Source organism: Massilia glaciei (genome assembly GCF_003011895.2).
Taxonomy (GTDB): Bacteria; Pseudomonadota; Gammaproteobacteria; order Burkholderiales; family Burkholderiaceae_D; genus Telluria_A; species Telluria_A glaciei.
Genome location: NZ_PXWF02000014.1, coordinates 1 through 695 on the forward strand (window position 1 = coordinate 1; position 695 = coordinate 695).

Annotated in this window: 1 protein-coding gene; it reads right to left on the bottom strand. The window is 60.0% G+C overall.

Annotated features, from left to right (window positions below):
* Positions 1-177: 177 nt before the first annotated feature.
* The coding region (locus tag C7C56_RS00625; RefSeq protein ID WP_146204213.1) for a tyrosine-type recombinase/integrase at positions 178-695 on the bottom strand (518 nt) is incomplete at its 5' end.

Consider the following 695-nt stretch of genomic DNA (forward strand, 5'->3'; position numbering starts at 1 on the left):
AGGGCCTTTAGTTTCTAATGACGACTGGCGGCTTCGGCGCGATAGCTGCCTTTCGTTTCGGACGAGCCAACCCCTCCAAACCAAGGTCGCAGCCGACAAAAACACCAGCTCAATTAACGATATAAACCATTTATATCGTTAAATCATCAGCGCAAAGTTATAGGTCAGTGTGCTTCACTAAGCCGCACAGTAAGCCGACCAAGCCTGCATCAAGAGGATTCGCTTTTCCAGCAAATCGCCGCGGCGATAGGCCGCCTCCACCTTGTCCGGCAAACTATGCGCCAGCGCATGCTCGCAAACCTCGCGTGAAAATGTATTGCCGGCCTCTTCGGAACACCAGTCGCGGAAGCTCGACCGGAAGCCGTGGACCGTGATGTCGCCCCGCCCCATCCGCCTTAACACGGCCGTCAAGCTCATATCGGACAGGGGCGTCGCCTTGTCCCGGCCGGGGAAAACAACGTCGTCACCGCGCTCCAGAGACTGCAGCAGGGCCATCGCGCGGGTCGAGAGAGGAACGCGGTGCTCCTTCCCCGCCTTCATGCGCTCGGCTGGAATGGTCCACAGTCTCGCGGCCAAGTCGATCTCGGCCCAGGTCGCACCACGTACCTCGCCCGAGCGGCACGCCGTCAGGATCGCGAACTCGATCGCGCGAGCGGCTCCCTGAGCAATCTCATGAAACCGCCGATCTCCCGCCA